Here is a 20,616-nt window from a genome sequence, read left to right on the forward strand (position 1 = left end):
GTCAGCACAGTCCGTCAGCGTATCGGTACAATTCAGCCAGTTCGCGGAAATCAGCACTGCAAAATCCTGCAGGTTCACCATGCAGTCATGATTCTGATCTCCGGCATCATACGGCTGACCAGTACTCATATGGGATGCATCACAGGAATCGGTTCCAACAATAATCACAACTGTATCGGCTGCCTGCCGGTTACCGTCATCGGCTTTCAACTCAAAGAGATAAGTACCACGGGTAGTGATTGTTACCGAGGTATCATCCGTATTACTCGGGCTGATGGTGACAGCTGGACCGCTAATCTGACTCCACTGAACTGAATACCCAGGCGTTGGCATGCCATCATCCGATGTCGTTCCGTCCAGAACAACAAGTTCCTGTCCCGGTATGCCGCTTTTGCCCAGCCATACCACCTGGTCTGGACCGGCGTCCACTTCCGGCGCTGCATTATTATTGGTAAAGAAACTCCACATCTGACCGTAAATCACATCCGGCGAACTGCTGTCATGCACATCCACCTTCCAGTAATAGGTCTGTTGATTATTGAGTGCTCCATATTTAGGAAAATTAACCTGATTCACGGCCACGGTGGAAATACCCGCTGTCAACGTCTTTTTATCCATCGTCAGAACATTGGGTTCTGTTCCCAGATACACGTCGCAAACCAACACGCCGCCGGGGGAATTGGGTTCCGGGTTGGTCCACGACAACGATGCCAAATCAGTCTCGACAACCGCCTCATCGGCCGGACTGGGATTGTGAGCTTTATCAGGATTTTTTCCCAATGCGTAGGTCAGAGTCAGCACCGGTTCCAGAGGCTGCCCGACGTTCCACAGGTATGTCGTGCTGCCGGCAGTAAAGATAAAGGTAATTTTGCCATCGGTGTCAGTGTTTAAAAATGTTGTCAGTGCTGGCCGGTTGGCCGCCGGTGTTTCCGACATCACATCCAGCACAGGCACAGGGATCGATGCAGAGTACAGCGAGGTCGTCTTGGATGCAATCAAACCGGTACCGCTGTTAATGTCATTACCCGGCGCATTATTCCAGGTTAGTGTCGATGCAACCCAGTCCTCCAGACCGGCCGCATCATTGAGACCACTAACGACATAGCTTTTGGCACCTGTTTCGGACTTGCCGCCATAAAAGATCAGTTTGGCATCAAGAATATTGCCCGGAATACTGGAATCTTCCGCATACAAAGAGGTCAGATCAAATTGCAGCCATGATTTTTTGCAATCATTGCTGCCCGAAACACTACGCGTCATCAATTGGGTGGTATTGCCCATAACCGTGTCCGGCGTTCGCCAGTCTGTCGCTTTACCCTGTGAGGCTTTGACAGAAACCGTTCTGTCTGCCTTGGCAATGGAATGAAATACAAGCAGGAATGTCAATAACCCAGCCGTCAGGAAACATAATTTCTTCATATTAGGGTCTCCTCAATTATGTTACTGATCGAGATATCGCAGACTCATTTCGGCAGCGCCTCTCCCTGCGCTGCACGACACGTCTGTCACGTTTTCCAGCTTTCGATAACCGCCAGACACCTGTTTTTTACTGGTATCCGAAGCTTAAATAAATAGCTATTGCGGTATGTGGAGATTCTCCCGCTCTTTAACGGCGTCTGTTCAGCATCGCCAACCCACCCAATGCAAACAGCATCAGGCTCGCCGGCTCCGGAATGACCAGGGTCAATACGGGCACGTAGTCTGCATTATAGTAAGCGCCTGGCAGAACATTATACATATAGGTAGTTCCGCCTGCAGTAAAGATAAAGGTTACCAGTCCGTCTGTATCCGTATTCAGAAATGCTGTCACATCCTGGGTCGCCGCCCCATTAGCGACGGTCGGATTGACGGTGTACAGCATAACAGTCTGATCAGCAAGCAGTGCCGTACCACTGGTCGTATCATTACCCGGAGCAGAGAACCAGTCAATGGTGTCCGCACTCCAGGCCTCATTACCGCCATCCTTCAAACCGCTGACCACATAAGATTTGGCGTCGGTGATAGCATAAATGGTGAGGGTTGCACTGGAAATATTACCCTTCAACCCGGGATTTGCTGCATATAGACTTGTAAGATCGAACTGAAGATAAGACTTGTTGGCATCCAGCGTATTGAGTGCCGGATCGTCGTCCCAGACTCCGGCCGTGCGAGTTTTCAGACGCGTTTCAGAAACCCAAGCCCCCGAGTCGTTCTTGTACTGGATTGCTTTTCCCTGAGTTGCAGAGATAACAACACTCCCCTGGGTAGGACTGGAAAACACCATGATCGTGATGAGCAGCACAATCAACACCTGATAATAAGTCATTTTGTTCATTTTACCTCTCCTCTCAATTCAATGCATTGCACATCGTAAATTGCTCCACTCAGGCACAACGCCTTCCGGAATCCCTAATGCCTAAAATGACCCGCCGTTGGTTTTTCTTGATTTTATATTATCTCACACTCAATGCATCAAAATAAGGCAATGTTGCGCAGAAATAACCACTTTTTTGCGCAAATAAAAGACATACTCTTGCATTTAACCAAAGAATGATTTGCCGGAACGCCTTGACAACCCTTGATAAACATGGTAAACGAGCGAATATAGCGTGTTGCGGCATAACTGTAAGGACCCTGTCGGACAAGTGCCCATGCAGGAAAAGACAAAAATTGCGTTTGTTCATAACAGCATCACCCAAAATACCTAGAAAATCATGTCCGGAATTACAGACTATGTTAAAGCCAACACAAACTGGCAATTGATTGTCTGGCCGGATAGTTCCATCGAATCCCTTGCGTTTTTGAAGAGGCGAAATTGCAAAGGAGCTTTTGTGAGCGTCCAAACCTCTACCAAGGCCCAGCAGATTCTTGATATCGGGATTCCAGTCGTCGCCTTTTCAACGCTGCAAACCATGCATTCATTACCTTATATCAGCGCGGACTCCGAAAAAGTCGCCCAGACCGCCTATGACTATTTTGTCCGAAGACGATTTACCAATTTTGCCTTCTTTGGACTGACTGAGGCACGCTGGTCTCTGGAACGTATGAACCATTTTGCCCGATGTGCTGCTGCCGATGGACGAACACTGCACGTCTATAAGGGGGGCCAGATTCCGCTGGCCAATGACCTGGTTCCATTCAATCAGCTCTGGATCGGCATGACCCTCAATCACGGCCAGCAGGGGCTGGTGGACTGGCTCAAGCAGTTGCCCAAGCCCGTAGCGATTTTAGTCAGTTGCGACATCCTGGCTTGTTATCTGATCAATACGGCTCGCGAAGCAGGCCTTGCCATTCCCGAAGACATTGCAATCCTTGGTGTGGATAATGATGAGGCGGTCTGCACTATTTGTGATCCGCCGCTGTCGAGCATCTCATTCAACCTGAGCAAGGCCGGATATGACGCCGCGGCCCTGCTGGATGCCATCATTTCGGGACGTGATACACTCCGCGGCCAATGTATCCGCATGCAGCCGGCCGAGGTTAAAAGCCGCGGCTCAACCGATATTTTTGCTGTTGATGATCCCGATATGGTTGAGGCGCTGAAGTTTATCTATGATAACCGCAGCCAGGCCATGCAGGTAGATGATATTGCCCGCCATCTATGCATTAGCAAGCGGTCCCTGCAGATGAAATTCAGAAAGACCCTCGGACGTTCCATCCATGATGAAATCATCCATGCTCATTATGATGTTGCAAGGACTCTGTTGATTGACACCGATCTGCCTCTGGACGTTATTGCTGCCCGTGCAGGCTTTAACTCTACAACCAATATGCGCCGTGCCTTTAAAGAACTGACCGGACAGCTCCCCCATCTCTGGCGTAATATTCATCGCAAAACATAACATTGATTTTTCGCCCCCCTTGCCGAAGAATATCGCTGGCAAATCACAAGGCACTGTCACTCCGTGCGAAGCGATAGGCTCCAACATGCCTCAATTCAGTTATTTTCCCGACTTGACAAGTTTTTGAGCCATTTGGTCCAGTTCCTGGAGCGTAAATCGTACGGACATGATGTAGGGTTGTTCTCCCGCGGTCCAGTGGCCGTAAGTCGTTGCGATGAAGGTTCCATCCTGCCGTACTTCCACGCCGGGATAGGCGCAGTCCCAGTCGTGTTTGTTGTCCATCAGACGGAGGCGATACTGGCCTTCTCTTCCCTCAACAATATCCTCATAGGTACCAACCCAGCCGACCCAATCTCCCCGGGTGGGGCTTTCGAAGGTGGTATCTCGGAAGGAAATAAACAGTCGGCCATCGGGGGCATATTTACCCGTGTGTCGGTCACCGGTCAGGGCGCCGGGAAGTTCACGCGGCTGGCTCCATGTTTTGCCTTCATCCTCAGAAAAAATGACATGGGAATTCTTCCTACGAGCGTTTTCGCGAAGCAGGACGGCCAGCTGTCTGCCGTCCGGGGAGCGGATAATCCCCGGTTCGCATAGATGAATCTGGTCGGACTGATACACCACTTCGGGCAAAGACCAGCTCAAGCCCCCATCGTTCGAAAAAGTCTTATACAAAGTGAACATTCCAGCTGCTTTACCCTCTTCTTTGATAAACCGTCCATCGTCATGAAACATTGCGATGTAATGGCCCCTGCCGGTCTTGAGTTCGGTTAGACATCCCATCACCACAATTCCACCCCAGTCGCCGACTTTCTGCAATGGAGACCAGGTTAGTCCATCATCTTCCGAGACCGCCATGCGAACCGGATATAGGCCGGAAAACAGGATTAATCGTTTTTTACCCTGCGGATCCACGACCCGATGAATGGTCGGCACCTCTTTGGACGTCGTCCAATTGGCCGGCGTAACAAGACGGTCACTCCAGGTCAGGCCAGCGTCGGTACTGCGTTTCATGATAATCGCTCCCCGGCCATGGCCTTTGGGATAGACACAAATCATGGTTTTGTCATCCTCAAGCAGCACAGTCGTGGGATGCCCCAGGTATTGCCCTGCCTCATAATCCACAAGGGTTTGACGATAATAATGATCTGACAAGTCAATGAGAGGTATCGAATAACCCCGCGAAACAGAAGGGGCACTGTTTTCAGCCAAAGCTGTTTGTGCGCAGGCATTCAACCAAGCCAGGATTCCATGCAATATGATAACCGCAAACAACCCTTCCTTTTTCATCATTGTGCACACCTGAGCAATAAAAAGTGTATATAGTTGTGGTTTCAGCGATGAAAAAAAACGGAGAGGGAGGGATTCGAACCCTCGGTACGGGTTATTACCCGTACGACGGTTTAGCAAACCGTTGCCTTCAGCCTCTCGGCCACCTCTCCAAGTGATATCAGACCCGTAATTTACCTCTGGATTGGCCAGATTGCAAGAGCGTTTAGTCTAAATCCGAAATTTTTCATCAAAAAAGGCTATTTTGTCTTCCTCGGCCAGACTTTACTCATTGACAAAATCCAATAATCGATTACATTAGTCGCTAATCTGACACTCTATTTTTGCCGAAGAAGAGGTAATAACACTACTAATTTATTGAAAGGGCTGAGCCATGAAATACAGGTTGAATTGTGTCGCCATTATCGCTTGTTTGGTGATGGCCTCTGTTTCGGGATGCTTTAAGGCCGACCCGAAAAATCTAAAGGCGTTCACATACCCAAACGATGCAACAGTCACAGCGAGTGACTATGTAATTCTGCCGCCGGATGACGTCACGGTCATTTGTACCTCGGTCCCGGAACTGATGGGGACAGGCTCGATGCTTGGACAGACCCAGACCGTTCGCCCGGATGGCGTGATTTCCTTTGAACGAGTCGGTGAAATTACCGTCGCTGGCAAAACCCCACGCCAGGTTGCTCAATTAATCGCAGAACGTATCGCGGGCATGTACAAAATGACCGGCGACAACCCCATTGAAGTACGCGTCCGGAATATGAGCCATTATTATTATGTAGTCGGCATGGTCAATAAGCCTGGGGCTCAGATCTTCACCGGCCGGGAAACAACTCTGTCAGCCCTAACCAAGGCAGTACCCAATAATCTGGCCTGGAAGGATCAGATACAGATTATCCGGCCTTCAACCAATCCCAAAGAACCCTCAAAAGTGTTTGCCCTGGATTATCGCAAACTGGTCGAGCAGGGAGATATGACCTGTAACGTTCTTCTGCAGGAAGGAGATATTATCTATGTTCCACCGACTATTCTTGCCTCAATTGGTTTGACTGTCCAGGAAATCGTCGGCCCGATCCTGCAGGGCGGCAGCGCTGTGAATATGTTCGCGGCCCCATAGTCAATATCAACGCTTAGAATTCCGTCATGCTGGCAGTCTGAAGGACTGCCAGCTTTACACTATGATCTCATCGAAAACAACCTTAAAACGAATCCATGTCCTTGGAACAATTTGGTTTGTTACCTGTGCAATATTTTTGTTATCACTGGCACTGCATCAGGCAGGATTCAAATGGTGGGTGGTCTTCTCATTTTCGGGGTATTCTCTTGTTTTTTTTCTGTTTTTTGTCAATGTTTATGTATTTGCCATTTTTCGTGGCGTCTCACGTCATCAAACCATTCTTGAGCATCCCTTAACAACCTCGGCATATTATATAGTACTGTACGACGTGAGTCCATTTCTCGGAAGCGTGGCGGGTTTCTTATGTTCAATCACCTTGCCGGAACTGGGCATTCTGGGCATATTGTCCACCGTTGCCGAAGGGACCCTGACGTTTACGTTTCTGGTATGGATTGTCTTTGATCCGTTGCTGGGATTTATTGAAAATCTGCTGCCGCAATGCGCCCAGCACCGCAAACAGCGTTTAGAAGCCGAAGCGGAGCAGAAACGTCTTAAAGAAGAGGAAAAACAGCAATTACTGGCCAGTCTTGAGCAAAAAGAGGCTCAGGACATACGTTTATGGAACCAGACGCTGGAACCGACGGCTGCCCAGCTGGCGGAACTGCTTTCCCGTCCGCACCTACTCGATGAACAGGCCCACAGAACCATTGTCCAGGCCGGCGCACAGGCCTGGCAGCTTGGGGGCATTATCTGTATGCGTCATCTGCACCAGATGGTACTCAACAAGACTGGACAGATTGAGATGGACTATCTGGCGTTGTGGTGGGATGGCATCGGGACCTGGCAGAAACCCCATTTCAGCCAGCTTGTGCATAATCGATAAACTGCATAAACATAAACACAGTGCTATACCCCGGAACAAATTAATTTGTCCTGCCGGCAGCTTTCTCAAATAAATCAATCAATGCTTCAGTCACCCGCCCTACATCAAACTTACTCCGAACGAATTCCTGCCCCCGTTGCCCCATTTCAAGACGAACATGGGGATTTTGTATCAGATATTCGATTTTATCCGCAAGCTGTATGGGATCTTTTTCAGGAACAAGCAAGCCTGTAATGCCATTCTGTACACCATCCGGTATTCCATTATGCAGTGTAGATACGACAGGGATTCCGGCCATTTGAGCCTCCTGCAGCACCAGCCCCTGACCCTCACAATCTCCATCCGCTGCTTCGATGCTTGGAAGAATGAATATATCAGCCTGTCGATACAGATTTAATACCTCTGCTTGTGTCTGCTCGCCCAGGAAAGTGACATCCTCGGTAATATTTAATTCTGCAGCCATCTGTTTATAATGGCCCATCAGCGGTCCATCTCCAACCATCCAGTAGCGGAATCGATAACCTCGCGACTTGAGCAGGGCCATCGCTTTAAGGGAATAGGCGTATCCTTTCTTTTCGACCATGCGTCCTACTGTGAGAAGGGTCACAACCTCACCCGAAGCAGGGCGTTCTGATAAGGGAACAAAAAATGTGTCACATCGCAGGCTTTCGTGAATGATATGTATTTTGTGCTCAGGACACCCCAGCCGGAGCATTTTATTTTTTGTAAAATGGGTATTGGCCGTAAACAGCTCACCAAGAGCAAACAGGTCTTGATAACATTTCTGCCCTGCCTGACGAGGATAGCTGTTGACATCATAACCATGAAAAGAAGTAATCAAGGGGATATCAAGTCCGGCCTTTTTCAAATCCACCAGCATGGCGGCATTAGGGCCAAAGTGGCAGTGTACCAGATCAAAGTCTGTCTTGAACAAATCAAAAGAAAAAAACAGCCGCGTATAGCAAAAACCGTTCTCACAGCGAAGATTAGCCCGGAGAATTTGGACTGCACGCCATCCCCTTCTGAAGAACAATTTCAAAAAACCCAAGACCGCTTTGCACCGCTTACCCCACTTTCCTGGAGCCATAGCCGCAGGGTATGTTACAGAGTCCATCAGTCGGTATTTCTTAATATCATCATGTATCCTGGCTGTTTGCGGTTTCGGCGATAAGGGAATGATTCTGATGCGATGTCCCGTTTCAATCAACTGTATAATCGGATTGACAATAAATGTCTCGGACAGAACAGGAAACGCCCCCGTCACAACCACAATCTCAAACCTTTTCTTATTAGTTTGGTCCATCTCACAAGTATCCCAGATCACGAAGCCGCTGTTCTATATTTTTCTCATCCTCATCGGAGTACGTATGTCCATGCCCGTTGTCGGTCTTCAGGGCCTGGTCATCCTGCATGATCGGAGGATTCTGTTTGACAAAATCGTCACTGAAAATCTCCTGCAGAATTCGGCCATCCAAATTCCCCGGAATCCCTATTCGCAGCATATACAGCAGAGTCGGCATAATATCATACAAAGAAGCGGTGATTGTGCCTCTTGAAACAATATGTTTTCCCTGGAAGATAAAAATACCATCCTTGTGATGTTTCCCGACATGTCGATCCGTGGACGGCTGAACCATACTGAACAGACCGCTATCGGCCTGATAGTGCCCCGTAAAAGAATATCCTTCTTCCGGATCGACAATCAAATCGGGAAGATGGTTCATTCGCTGGCCCTTGTAAATGTCCTCCTTGCGATATACCGCACGGACAACGTTACTGCCATTGTCGGGATCTGTAAGCCTCTGCAGTTTGTCGATGATTTCTCTTGCCAGCACGTCACGTAAGGCAGGCTCGTGTTCCAGGAGATATATAAATCCTTCATTACTCCGTCCGACAGAAAACGCACGCACACGATCCCATGCTCCGGCTCGGCTTTTCAGCACAGCGTTTTCAATCCGATCCACGTTGTCCCTGGGAATAAATGCCTTTAGAAGTGTCCCCACTCTCAGTGTCCTGGTCATTTTTTTCAACAACGATGTGTTCTCGGTGCCAGGCTTACTGAGATAGCCCTCCTGAACCAGCCAGTTGCCCAGATTGAACCGTTTGAAATGAGGTCCAAACCCGTGATCCGAAAGCACACAGGCCAGATCTATTGCACCGTTCTTTTTTTCAAATGCTGCATAGACTCGCTGAATCTGTTCATCAAGCACTCGGTAAAATCGCCTAAATAGTTCCATCTGCAGGGATCCGGAAAACCCGGGATGACGGGGATCCAGATAATGCCAGAGCATGTGCTGGATCACATCATTGGCTTGAAAATGAACCATAAACACATCGAATGCCTGTGAATCCAAAAGCCAGCAGGCCGCACTGGCACGAGTTCTGACAATATCACACAACGCCTCTGTCAGCAGAATGGGATCATCAATGAGATTTTGAGAGATAAACTGAATATTAAATATGTGGTAGCCCGGGAATTTCAACATCAATTGCTCTTTGATTTCCTGGGGATAGGTGAAAGCCGAATCCATGGACGGTGTCGGCAGCCCGCTAACCACAACACCATTGACCGGCCGGGGCGGATAAGTCATCGGAACATTGATCAGCCCCACACGGTATCCCTCTCGGCTCAATATATCCCACACGGTCTGTCCCAGGCAGTCGGAACTGACAAAAAAACTCCGCTTTTGCTCTTTATCCCAGTATTCAAAATCAAACACACCCGTCTGCCCGGGATTTCTGCCGGACTGGAAAACCCCCCATGCCGCCGGCGTAATCGCTGGAATGGTGGATGTAAGCACCCCAGACACTCCGTTGCGGCACATACTCTGCAGGAACGGCATCTGGCCGGCTTCAAATGCGGGTTTGAGTACCGACCATGAACCACCGTCAATACCGATCAACAAAATTTTATTTTTTGTCATATGCTTTGGTTTTTTTCAGATTCAGTGTTTGACAAATATTATCATCAATTATGAATTTCAGCAATGGGTTTCATTCATTCCCACACCGTATCTTTTCAAATGCTCTCAATCAATCTTCTTCCTGGGACACACTGAGCCAAAAGACGCCGATATCATGAAGATCGCGTCATCCGGCTGCGACACAAGGCAATAATTTCTGCCACTGTATCCATGGTCTTTGATTTGAATACAATATCAATCAGATACGCTAATCCCAGATAACTCACCGCTCCAATAATCATCATAATGCAAAGTCCAGGAATGGAGTCTTTCTGAAAAAAAAACATCTGGCATGCATATACAATCAAGCCCATGCACAATGATGCAGCCAATGGATAAAAAAAAGGACGATACATGGCCCAGTTGCTCGATTGTAAAAGACGCCGTGTCAAATAAAAATCCAGCGGATTAACAACCACACTAATTGCCAGCATCGTCAGGGCAATCCCTGTTATCCCGTACAGCCGGCTTAATGGATACAAGGCAACGGCAAAGATCACAATTCGCAACAGCGTATTATAGCGATTTGCATGAGGTTTTCCGATCGCATTAAACAAAGGGCCACGTGTGCCGCCAATCGCCAGAAACAACCCCCTCAAGGCAAGAATCTGCAGCACTGGAGTCATGGCATGATATTCCTGTTTGAGCACAAGCCTCACAAAAACGGGCCCCAGTAGAATAATCCCAATGGACAAGGGTGCAGCAACAAATGAAACCAGACCAATCAGCTTAAGGTATGCATCCCGTAACCGCACAATATCATCTTGGAGCATGGAAAAAGCCGGAAACATAACCTGGCCCACAATAGTTGTGATCTCCGAAAAAAGCAGGGTAGCATATCGGGATGCCTGATAATACAGTGCAATAGACCCAATACCCAGCACTCCCCAAACGATAAGCTGGTCGCCAAACGTGAGGATAAATCCAAGAATGGACATCACATAGACCCATTTACCGAATTGCCAGAGCTCTTTGGCCTTTGCAGAATCCAGCTTCAATTTGGGACGATAATCACAAATGACATATCCCATGATACAACCAAATGCACCAGCTGCTATCCATCCGGCCACATAGGCCCACACATTGCGATAGAGATATAACCATACCAGTGAAACGGTACAGTCAATCAATATTTCGGCTATTTTGACATAGGTTAGCGGACGAAAATTGATATTGCGAGTAAAAAACAGTACCCCAATATTGGATAATCCCTGGAAAAGGAACCCACACCCCATCACGCGCATCACATGGATAGCCAGCACCCGATGGGATTCATCCTTGATGCCTATCGATACAAAAAACGGAGTCAGGATATAAAAAAGCAAATAAAGCAAAATACTTCGAATTACACCGACTGTCCATGCCGTGTCAAGATAATCAAGGATATGACCTTTTTTCTGGACCAAGGCCATATTGTAGCCGGTCTCGGAAATAACCGCCAAAAAAGTCATCAACAGAAAAGCGGCACTCATAATACCGAAGTCTTCAACAAACAAAGCATTAGCGATGATGATAGTCTTGATTACGCCTATGGCATGTGACGCGATTCGCAAAACTGTAACCCAAAACCCCCCTTTCAGGGATTGATAAAATAAATTGGAGTTTTCCTTGGTTTTTTGTACCATAAATTAGTGTTAGGTTATTATCTTTTTTAATTATAAATGTTCGTCAAGCACATCCGAATTTAGGTAATTGTGCCATGCAAACAGCATACGACCGTCGCAAAAAATCTAATCATCGCCGCGTATTAAATACGATAAAAATATTATTGTCAATAACTTATAATTCGGCATAAAATGGATCGACTGGTTTGGAAATCCACTATGGATATCAAAGAATATGCAAGACATTTTTTAGAAGCCGTCCGTCAGTCCGACTATTCTGTGGCCCTGACCGGTGCCGGCGTATCAACAGATTCCGGGATTCCGGATTTTCGCAGCCCCAACGGCCTGTATTCCAAAATCTCGCAGGACACCTTCGAACTGGATTTTTTTCTGAATCAGCCGCAGGAGTATTACAAAATTGCCATTGAGTACATTCACCCTCTGGCCGACAAAGAACCGAATATTACTCACCGAATGCTGGCAGCCTTGCAACACCAAAACCTCCTGGACGCCATTATTACCCAGAATATCGATGGGCTACATCAGAAGGCCGGGGCGACCAACGTGATCGAATTCCACGGAAACGTGACCGGCTTTCACTGTATTCACTGTGGTAAAACATATGATCGAGCCTACGTTGACAAACAGATTCGGACCCACCAGGTCCCATATTGCCAGTGCCAGTCATTGATTCGTCCAGACATTGTATTCTTTGGTGATATGATACCGCAGGAATCTTTAAATGCGGCTCAGCTATCTTCCGGCTCTGCCAAAGTTTTTATAGTCATGGGGACTTCGCTTCAGGTGCACCCTGCGGCCGGAATGGCAAGCCTCGCCAGGCGGTATGGGGCCAGACTTTTTATTATCAATCGCGAACCCACCGCCATGGATACCCTGGCCGATTGGGTTTGCCACACCGAATTGGCTGCTTTTTCTCAAGCCGTCATGGACATACTCCCTCCCCAAGAACATTGAAGCCCGTTGCCCCACTCCAGAAATATCTTGGGTCTGCACAAAAAAACTCAGCCGAAGACAAACGCTCCGGCTGAGCAGGATGATATAGAGGCTGTAATCTTTAGTTTACAATCTGCTGGGTTCTGGTACTGCCGCCTAAATCCAGAGTATCAAAGACATCAACACCTTCCATTAATGTACCCTGATAAGCGCCAGTTCTCACATTCCGCCAAATGATATCTGACATTCCATCCGCATTGAAATCCGCAAAACCGGCTATCTGGATCGTTCTGGTCGTACCGCCTATATTCCCCCTTCCAACAACAGACAGGCCATCCATTAATGCAATCTCATAAGCACCAGTTCTGACATTCCGCCACACAATATCCGACATCTCATCCGCATCGAAATCCGCGAAACCGGCTATCTGGATCGTTCTGGTTGTGCCGCCCAGATCCCCAGTGGCCAAAACAGTCAGACCTTCCATTAATGCCCCCTGATAAGCGCCAGTTCTGACATTCCGCCAAATGATATCTGACATTCCATCCGCATTCAAATCCGCAAAGCCGGCTATTTGGATCGTTCTGGTTGTACCGCCCAGATCCCCAGTGGCCAAAACAGTCAGGCCATCCATCAAGGCACCCTGATAAGCGCCCGTTTTCACATTCCGCCAAATAATATCTGACATTCCATCCGCATTCAAATCCGCAAAACCGGCAATCTGAACCGTCTTTTTGCTGCCACCCAGCGATTGAGCTTGCAGCACTGTCAAACCATCCATCAGCCAGCCCTGATAAGCCCCCGTTTTGATTTCACGCCAAACCAGGTCCGTTTTCCCGTCAGCATTCAAATCCACAAAGCCAATTATCTGCATCGTTTTGCTGTTTGCAGCCAAATCCTGATTCAGAATAGCCGTACTGCCATCCATCAAAGAACCCCAAAATACTCCTGTTTTGACATTCCGCCACAAAATATCCGACTTTTTGTCGCCATTGAAATCCACAATACCTTTTATTTCAGATGTTTTGCGGCTGCCGCCCAGACTTTCAGTAGTCCCCATCTCCAGCAGGCCGTTGGGGTCAACTCCCATGGGAGAAAACAGATATTCACCGGTTTTCACATTCCGCCATAAAAGATCTTCCATGCTATCCCCGTTGAAGTCGGGATACACAACCTCTTTCTGCCAACTCAGAATAGGATAATGGGTCATTTGAGACATTTTCCAGAAATCATTGTTGCCGTTGGCTGATTCGCCAACAAAATCCCAGCCCGCATTAACAAACATCGCCCGTGATTTCATCTGCAGGGTTGTTTTGCCTGTCCCCCCAGCACTGGTTGCTTGACCGCTTGTATCCATATCCCAGAAACTGCTATTGACAGTCCCACCACTACGATCACCTATAAGGCCACCCGTATTGGTGTTTCCGCTGACAGATCCGCACGCATAACAAATAACAATCACTCCTGTATCATATCCTATCAAACCGCCAACATTATTCTGTCCCTGAATAGAACAATTTGAGTAACAGGCGGTTGCCGCCCCATTATTAGATCCCACCAATCCTCCCACCTGAGAGTTGCCCTCAATGGCCCCTGCTGTATAACATCCGGTAATCAGAGCACCAAGCTCAGTCGCTCCCGCCAAACCGCCAACAGAAGTGGCATTGGGAGCCACAATCGAAATATTGTCCAGCCCCAGATAATTGATTTTGGCCGTTGCACCAAGATATCCAAACAGCCCCACATGGTTTACCATATCACTGGTTGCATAGCTTAGATTGGCTATGACATAACCATTGCCATCAAAGGTACCGGTAAACTTGGTCACCGCATTACCAATGATGTTGTATTGTGTACCGGTATACGCAGACATATCAATATCTGCCACCAGGACAAAATACTTATCCCAGTCATCTGAATTCAGACCGATGGTATTCATCTGCTCAGCAGTCATAATCTGATAGGGATCTTCTTGTGTTCCACTGCCGCCGCCATAGACTGCAGCCTGGGAGACGGTGGATAAACATGCCACCAACCCAATCACGAGTGCCAAAAATAACTTATTCATCATAAAACCTCCCTTCAACATTGTTTTATTCGTTTTTTCGTCATTTCGATTGGCGTAAGCATCAAAAACCATAGCCCGCCAAGAATACCAACAACTACGCTTTGAGGTTCGATCGCATTTGCTCATCACGTATCCCCAGAAAAAATGAAATATCCAGAAATGGATTATACCAAAACGAGGTTTTTAATTCAAATGTGTTTTCGCTAAATATAGTGTTATTATATATACACTGTCTTGTATTAAATGTATATGGCAACGCCATATGTGATTCGTCCGATAAAAACACCGCAGAACTTCATCCCCAAACATGCCCCCCATAAAAAGCCCTCGGATATCCGCTAATGAGCCAAAATTCTTGGGATATTAATTTTTATTTCCCCGGTTGAGGACTCTGCCCTATCCAAATTTCCGGGTCATTGGAATATGCACTTATATTAATCCGCTGCAGAGATTGCCCCCCGCCGTTGGGGCCTGTCGGCCAGGGTGATGAATCCGAATAATCAATTATTTCGACCGGAATATAAATCCTTGGCTTATCCCATTCCTGGTCACCCGGAATCTGGATGGCGATTTCTTCCCCTTTATTATCCAGCTTTCCGGTATAGGGACCAAACACGCGTGTACCGACTGGCAAAATAGAACCATAAGCACTGCTGAACAACGAAGGATTTTTGGCAACAATGATATACTCGCCAGGCATAACCACAATTCCGGACGGGAATACATACCCAATTCCATCAATTGTCCAGGGCAAATCCTGCGAATTAAAGACTCCCTGAGGATTTTCCGTTGACACTGTGGCCATCAGAGACACCGCTTCAGAAGAACGGTTATACAGCTCAAGATACTCGTAATCAGCCCCTTGCACGGGATTATACATAATCTCGGTTATCACCAGCGGGGCAACCAGAGGGGTGCTGTTGGGCTGCTGCGGCGTCGGCGTCTGCATCCGGACAAAATCATACCCATTGCTCAAAGAGGCTTTTTCATACCGGCCCAAAGAAATCCCCGTTTCGGATGCATCAAATTTTTGTCGGGTTTGATAGTAGCCTGTCACCTCCCCATTCTCACCAGAATACAAATAGACCGTCTCGCCTGCCTCACTGAGAGCAAAACGTTTTTCAATCGGCTGTGAAAGACTGCCGAACGAGGTATGCTGATAGAACACCAGATAGCTGCCGCCAGGAAGGATGGTCCCGGCCGGAATCTCATATTTACGAATGGTATTGAGATCCGTATTGTCATCCGTCAGGAACCAGCCGCCGATATGGATATCCTGGTCGGTTTTATTATACAGTTCAATCCAATCGGGCTGGCTGGCATGAGAATGAGCCAGGATTTCATTGAATACAATACTGTCAGCAGCCAGTCCCTGCTCAGCCAGCCCAGGAGAGCCACCCATCACCACGCTTGCCCGCCACGACGTTTTATTATTCCATATTTCCGGAAGGCCGTTTAAATCTCCACAGAAGACCAGCGAGAATCCCTTGCCATCGGTAATGTCATCCCACTTGTCATCATAGGTAAATTCAAGAATCGTACTGTTGGTCTGGTCATCCAGACTGATGGTTTCTCCGCTGTTCGCCAGAGACCCCAGATAACCGCCCAAAATCAGCGTATTTTCCGGAACCGTATAACCGGCTGCGAACGCCGCCGGATTTTTCACCAGCAGCAGATATTGTCCGGCTTGCAGGGTTATGTTGTCCGGGAATTGATATGTAATGCCCTTGGTGAATTTGACACCGTCAAGCACTAAAGGCCCGGTTCCCATGTTAGTCAGCTCAATATATTCATAGTCTTCGGCGGAATACTCCAAAGAGGGATTGTCGGCCGGATGGTACATCAGCTCCGTAATACGCAAATAACGCTGGGCATCACTGGGATTACCAGGATAAGTTTTGGACGCTGCCAGCCGCTGAGCGGTATCGCGGATTTCGAGGGTTTCGCCCCAGCTGGACAGGTGCCCCTTGTATCCGCCCTGGACAAACAAATGCTGTCCTCCTTTGGGAGACACAGCACGTGCCCTGAAGGCTTTGGCATTGGGGCACAGATACATCGCACCGTTGGCAGGAATCACTGTACCCGGAGCGAAGGTGTGTGTCACCCCGCCGGACACTGTCCAGCCACTGACATCTGCGGCAAAGGGGTTGGGATTAAGAATCTGAATGTATTCTTCATCCTGATTCCATGACACAGGATTGTAATCAATATCACCGATTTGCAGATCCACCTGCTGGGGCTGGGCAGCAGGAATGCCAGCAGGCTCATCCGGCCAGGTTGAACCCTCCAAATGATTGACATACAAATGGGTCCGACGGACCGGCAAATACGAATTTTTTATCGCATTAAGGTTCGCGGTCAAATCGGACACGCCTTCATATGCCATCAGGGAAGCCAGCTCATCGATTTGTTTTTCATAGTACAACTGAGCGGCTGGGGTTCCCGGGGCCTGCAAATAGGCATCCATCAGTGTCCGGAGGTGCCGCAGGTACATTTGCCGAGCCACCGAATCTGCATACACAGCATCAAAAAGACGATTCCATTTATAATCAACTTTCTGATGATTCTGGCTGCCGAAAAACGGATGACTGGGCGAACGAATGTCGCCAGGCCAGTCCTGAGCGGCAGTAATACCGGAAATGTTGTGGTTGAGTCCGAATGTCAAATCCTTGTCCCATGGAATGAACATCCATTCCCCGGAACCATTCGTGTCACGATAAAGAAAATAGTTCTTGTGGGTATGGTCATTCTCATGAACCAGGGTACATACCGCCAGATAGGTAATGACGGCGGGAAGATTGACATTATCAAAAAGAAATGTGCCGCGTGTAGGGTTTGCGGGGTCGATTCCGACCGCCAGCGCCTTTAAATCGCTGTTATCCTCATACAGCCGTGTAATTTTCCGTTCCACCTGTTCGCCGGACAGAGTCGCGTTTAAATCGGAATACACTTTATAAAAAGCCCCATCGTCATCCAGTCCGGTACGTCGCAGCAGATGCCGGTCCGGCTGTTCGACAAATACACGAACATACGGATCACCGTTATTGCGGATCACACGCATGGGAAATACGATGCTGCACGGCAATCCCGCCGCAGCAAACGTATTGAACGCCAGAGAAGGACGCAGATAGGTTGGGTCTGCACCCTGTTCATTGAGATTTATCTCGTCCACCCGTTCATACTTCGGATCAAACAGAAAATGATACCCCTCATTAAAATGAATTTTACGGCCTTTGGTATAATTGCCGCCGCGCAGCTCTATGCGCACATTATCATAAAACTCGTTACGGAAAAAGACCGAGCAGCGGGTGCCGGTTTCGGTTGCTTCGGCGGCGGTATCCTGAACAAAATAGCGGAATACAGGCAGATTGGTCTGAACAGACGGATCGGCCACCACAGTTCCATAGTAACGCGGTGCATCGCTGGTAAACAGAATGGCCGGCTCTCGTGTCTGGACCGACGCGGTATCGGTTGCCCGGACAGCCCATCGCACCATATCGCCCGTGCGGTAAGCCGAAGCCGGAATCGTGCCGGAAAATATGCCATCGCCGGCAATACGATCGTCGCCCTGGCCGGCATCATTCATCGCCAAAACCGTCTCAGAGCCAAATCCGACACAGTAAATCAACTCCACCTGCTGGATGGGCTTTGCAGTCGCAGTCACCGCCGCGGTAATAACCAGATTATCCGATTCCAGCGGCGGCACGGGATTGCGTGTCACATCGCGAATCGCCGGCCCAAGGTTAAATTGACCGGGATTGTTTTTACGCCCGGGACTGGGATTCTGGAAATACGATTCCAGCAGAGAGGTTATAGCTATATTCTGGACACGCACCGCCGACAATTTGGGCAAAATCAGAAAATCAGAACTGCTGACACCTTTATTTAGGCCCTGAATGGATAGCACATTCCAGCCCTTGCGCAACCGCCCGCAGGCTTCATCCGACAAGGCAAAGGACGCATACCGTACGGCCAGCGTGTCATTACGGTCACCATTTGCCTGGGAATTCCAGACTGGAACCGCAGGCGCATTGTCTGAAGCAACCGCCCCACCCGTATTCAAATACGCAACAAATCCATCGTCGTACATTATCTCCAGGTTTAAATCCTGTAAACCGGTCAAATCATCCACCCAAAAAGGAATGCGGATATAAGCAGATGCGTTTTTCCCATACATCTCCTGCCGGAGATTCAATCCGATAAACGATTCATAGCCTGATTGCGTTTCATACCCAACCCCTGTAGTTCCCGTTTTCCAGCCTTCGGGAATAAAATCGCTGTCCGTCCAGGGAATCCCGGCGTCATTGACAGTCGGAATTTTGGCATATGCCGCAGCTCCCGGTGCAATCAGCTCCACTACCTGAGAAGTCAAACCGGTGGGGCTGGCCAATCCATACGAGATATTACCAAACTGAGCCGGGTAATTATAATGATGCACAATTGTTTTGCCATCAGGCAGAACAAGCCCCAGAAAGCCCGAGCCGGACGATAGTGAGAAATTGGTATGCAGCGTTTCACCCGGCGTGCGTCTGTCTTTGCCGGATGCAAAAATGATAATAAACGCTCCAGAGTCCAGAACAATATCCGGAATTTCCCAGCGGGTCAGATTGGCCGGGTCATCGGTCAAATACCAGCCACCCAAATGAATCGGCCATGGCGTAGTATTACACAATTCAATCCAGTCAGAAGATTGATAATCTTCATCGAGAATTTGTCCGGTCTGAAGAGGTAGTTTAGCCGTATTCAGCGCCATAAATTCACTGATGACCACAGAGGGCCCCTGCTTGTGCCATGACTGTGCCAACACCGCCATATCCGACAGAGTTACACCATTATTCCCGTCCAAATCCGGCCGCTGCCCGGCCAGAATATCCGCATCCAGCCAGGATTGTGCCAGGATTAAAAAATCTGCCACATCGACCGTACAATCCCCGGTAATATCCCCCACAGGACACAATGAGTCTGAAATTACAATAGGAACGGAGTCCGCAACCGAGAAACTTGAATTAGACACCGTCAAAGTCATCTGATATAGGCCTGCAACTGCAGGAAATTGCACAATCGGATTTAGAACACGTTGATTCGGTTCGAAAGCCAAGTCATCAATCGACACTCCATCCGGCCCAGCAGTCAGTGTCCATTGATACTGATAGGGATCCGATACCGTCCCATAAAGCTGAACATCGCCTGCAAGCTGCGTTCGAGTCTGAGGCTGTACCAGAACCTGAGCATCTCCGGCATTCACAACCGGAGGCCATTGCCCGTCCGGCTGGCCAAGCAGCTCTACCTCGGCAATCTGCATACTGTTGGCACCGGATGGGTTGCGCACAGCCGGGAAAATCAGTTTATAATGTTTATAAGCAATGGTATTCGAAAACAGAATTGGTGTAGCATTTCTTGTATAGCGAGGCCAGGCTACGACCTGATTAAAATCCACGATATCACCTGCGGCGATCAAGGAATAGGGCCCGGTGATACTGGTATTGGAACCGTAAAGTTCATAGCTTACCGGGTCCCGACTCTCAACATCATTGGCTGTTGTCAAGGACAGCCCCACAACAACGACATGGGAGTCCGTGGGCGTAACGCAAAAACCCGTGGCCTGGGTTTCGCCTTTAAAGTGCAGGTATTTTGTATTAATATTATTATCAATGGCATATTGGGGTGCTTCTGCAGGAGGCCAGTCGTTATCATTGGGTACTCCCATGATCGTGTCCCCGGGCTGCGTAATATCCACAAGAGGAACCTCGGCATATACCAGAGTCATTTTCAGGCCGGCTAAAATACAAATAAAATAGATCAATACCTTTTTGTTCCATCCTCTTGCCATACAGTCCAACATCATCTTTCCACCCCCAGAGTCATGTAATTTCAACAACATCCCTACTGATGCAGCAGTCCTTCTTTACCATCTGAGAAACAGGC

The 20,616-nt window shown here is 48.4% G+C and carries 12 protein-coding genes and 1 tRNA gene; 4 read left to right on the forward strand and 9 right to left on the reverse strand.

What is annotated here, in order from left to right:
* Nucleotides 1-1,419 (reverse strand): PKD domain-containing protein (locus tag ACQ9LF_RS07550; protein ID WP_462488778.1); only part of this gene is annotated, 1,419 nt, incomplete at its 3' end.
* A 187-nt stretch (nucleotides 1,420-1,606) separates the two neighbouring features.
* Entirely contained in the window at nucleotides 1,607-2,314 is a 708-nt protein-coding gene (locus ACQ9LF_RS07555) for a PEP-CTERM sorting domain-containing protein (RefSeq protein WP_462488779.1), read from the reverse strand.
* A 496-nt stretch (nucleotides 2,315-2,810) separates the two neighbouring features.
* Between ACQ9LF_RS07555 and ACQ9LF_RS07560 the strand changes: the two genes are divergently transcribed.
* The gene (locus tag ACQ9LF_RS07560; RefSeq protein WP_462488780.1) at nucleotides 2,811-3,821 is read left to right on the forward strand and encodes a substrate-binding domain-containing protein; all 1,011 of its coding nucleotides are present in this window, start codon (nucleotides 2,811-2,813) and stop codon (nucleotides 3,819-3,821) included.
* 99 nt (nucleotides 3,822-3,920) lie between these two features.
* On the opposite strand, the gene ACQ9LF_RS07565 is transcribed toward ACQ9LF_RS07560, so the two are convergent.
* Nucleotides 3,921-5,111: a sialidase family protein gene (locus ACQ9LF_RS07565; RefSeq protein ID WP_462488781.1), complete on the reverse strand. Its 1,191-nt coding sequence runs from the start codon at nucleotides 5,109-5,111 to the stop codon at nucleotides 3,921-3,923.
* Between the two features lie 58 nt (nucleotides 5,112-5,169).
* Nucleotides 5,170-5,260, reverse strand: a tRNA-Ser gene (locus ACQ9LF_RS07570).
* A 221-nt stretch (nucleotides 5,261-5,481) separates the two neighbouring features.
* Here ACQ9LF_RS07570 and ACQ9LF_RS07575 point away from each other — a divergent pair.
* A complete protein-coding gene (locus tag ACQ9LF_RS07575) occupies nucleotides 5,482-6,219 on the forward strand; it encodes a polysaccharide biosynthesis/export family protein (protein ID WP_462488782.1) in 738 nt (245 codons plus the stop codon).
* Nucleotides 6,220-6,547: 328 nt separating this feature from the next.
* Nucleotides 6,548-7,102, forward strand: coding sequence for a hypothetical protein (locus ACQ9LF_RS07580; RefSeq protein WP_462488783.1), 555 nt, complete (start codon nucleotides 6,548-6,550; stop codon nucleotides 7,100-7,102).
* Nucleotides 7,103-7,142: 40 nt separating this feature from the next.
* On the opposite strand, the gene ACQ9LF_RS07585 is transcribed toward ACQ9LF_RS07580, so the two are convergent.
* From ACQ9LF_RS07585 to ACQ9LF_RS07595, 3 genes are all read right to left on the reverse strand, one after another.
* Nucleotides 7,143-8,405: a glycosyltransferase gene (locus ACQ9LF_RS07585; RefSeq protein WP_462488784.1), complete on the reverse strand. Its 1,263-nt coding sequence runs from the start codon at nucleotides 8,403-8,405 to the stop codon at nucleotides 7,143-7,145.
* Nucleotide 8,406: 1 nt separating this feature from the next.
* Nucleotides 8,407-10,026 carry an alkaline phosphatase family protein gene (locus ACQ9LF_RS07590; RefSeq protein ID WP_462488785.1) on the reverse strand — a complete coding sequence of 540 codons (1,620 nt, stop codon included), beginning with the start codon at nucleotides 10,024-10,026 and terminating at the stop codon, nucleotides 8,407-8,409.
* Nucleotides 10,027-10,178: 152 nt separating this feature from the next.
* The gene (locus ACQ9LF_RS07595; RefSeq protein ID WP_462488786.1) at nucleotides 10,179-11,690 is read right to left on the reverse strand and encodes an oligosaccharide flippase family protein; all 1,512 of its coding nucleotides are present in this window, start codon (nucleotides 11,688-11,690) and stop codon (nucleotides 10,179-10,181) included.
* Nucleotides 11,691-11,888: 198 nt separating this feature from the next.
* On the opposite strand from ACQ9LF_RS07595, the gene ACQ9LF_RS07600 reads away from it, so the two are divergent.
* A complete protein-coding gene (locus ACQ9LF_RS07600; RefSeq protein WP_462488787.1) occupies nucleotides 11,889-12,644 on the forward strand; it encodes an SIR2 family NAD-dependent protein deacylase in 756 nt (251 codons plus the stop codon).
* Nucleotides 12,645-12,744: 100 nt separating this feature from the next.
* Here the strand turns inward: ACQ9LF_RS07600 and ACQ9LF_RS07605 are convergent, their stop codons facing one another.
* Complete coding sequence (locus tag ACQ9LF_RS07605; RefSeq protein ID WP_462488788.1) at nucleotides 12,745-14,694, reverse strand: FG-GAP repeat domain-containing protein; 1,950 nt, start codon at nucleotides 14,692-14,694, stop codon at nucleotides 12,745-12,747.
* A gap of 367 nt (nucleotides 14,695-15,061) precedes the next feature.
* Complete coding sequence (locus tag ACQ9LF_RS07610; protein WP_462488789.1) at nucleotides 15,062-20,521, reverse strand: lamin tail domain-containing protein; 5,460 nt, start codon at nucleotides 20,519-20,521, stop codon at nucleotides 15,062-15,064.
* Between the last annotated feature and the right edge of the window lie 95 nt (nucleotides 20,522-20,616).

It is taken from the genome of Anaeroglomus insulsum, from assembly GCF_050689095.1.
Classification (GTDB): domain Bacteria; phylum Planctomycetota; class Phycisphaerae; order Sedimentisphaerales; family Anaerohalosphaeraceae; genus Anaeroglomus; species Anaeroglomus insulsum.

What these genes read in the sequence shown, in the direction of transcription:
- ACQ9LF_RS07565 (WP_462488781.1), bottom strand. Translation starts at nt 5,111, where the DNA reads ATGATGAAAAAGGAAGGGTTGTTTGCGGTTATCATATTGCATGGAATC.
- ACQ9LF_RS07605 (WP_462488788.1), bottom strand. Translation starts at nt 14,694, where the DNA reads ATGATGAATAAGTTATTTTTGGCACTCGTGATTGGGTTGGTGGCATGT.
- ACQ9LF_RS07595 (WP_462488786.1), bottom strand. Translation starts at nt 11,690, where the DNA reads ATGGTACAAAAAACCAAGGAAAACTCCAATTTATTTTATCAATCCCTG.
- ACQ9LF_RS07575 (WP_462488782.1), top strand. Translation starts at nt 5,482, where the DNA reads ATGAAATACAGGTTGAATTGTGTCGCCATTATCGCTTGTTTGGTGATG.
- ACQ9LF_RS07610 (WP_462488789.1), bottom strand. Translation starts at nt 20,521, where the DNA reads ATGGCAAGAGGATGGAACAAAAAGGTATTGATCTATTTTATTTGTATT.
- ACQ9LF_RS07600 (WP_462488787.1), top strand. Translation starts at nt 11,889, where the DNA reads ATGGATATCAAAGAATATGCAAGACATTTTTTAGAAGCCGTCCGTCAG.
- ACQ9LF_RS07555 (WP_462488779.1), bottom strand. Translation starts at nt 2,314, where the DNA reads ATGAACAAAATGACTTATTATCAGGTGTTGATTGTGCTGCTCATCACG.
- ACQ9LF_RS07590 (WP_462488785.1), bottom strand. Translation starts at nt 10,026, where the DNA reads ATGACAAAAAATAAAATTTTGTTGATCGGTATTGACGGTGGTTCATGG.
- ACQ9LF_RS07585 (WP_462488784.1), bottom strand. Translation starts at nt 8,405, where the DNA reads ATGGACCAAACTAATAAGAAAAGGTTTGAGATTGTGGTTGTGACGGGG.